Consider the following 323-nt stretch of genomic DNA (forward strand, 5'->3'; position numbering starts at 1 on the left):
TGTGGACTGGGTCTGTAGCTCAGCTGGTTAGAGCACCGTCTTGATAAGGCGGGGGTCGTTGGTTCGAGCCCAACTAGACCCACCAAGATTCCAATATCTGGTTGTCGAGGATCCCGGGGGATTAGCTCAGCTGGGAGAGCACCTGCTTTGCAAGCAGGGGGTCGTCGGTTCGATCCCGTCATCCTCCACCAAGATCGCGCTGGTGGCAGCAGCTTGAAAAAGCGGCTGGAGGAAGCGAAAAGAGCACGAAAAAGCGTGCTATAATATTTGACTCAACACTAAAGCAGTCTCGTGTGAGACTGCTTTAGTGTTGATAGTTATCT

At 52.6% G+C, this 323-nt stretch carries 2 tRNA genes; both read left to right on the plus strand.

Annotated elements, in window-relative coordinates:
- The first annotated feature begins 8 nt into the window (after nucleotides 1-8).
- A tRNA-Ile gene (locus INR38_RS28620) sits at nucleotides 9-85 on the plus strand.
- Nucleotides 86-115: 30 nt separating this feature from the next.
- A tRNA-Ala gene (locus tag INR38_RS28625) sits at nucleotides 116-191 on the plus strand.
- Nucleotides 192-323 lie beyond the last annotated feature (132 nt).

The organism is Delftia sp. SD018, assembly GCF_017355445.1.
In the GTDB taxonomy this organism is placed as follows: Bacteria; Pseudomonadota; Gammaproteobacteria; order Burkholderiales; family Burkholderiaceae_C; genus Comamonas; species Comamonas acidovorans.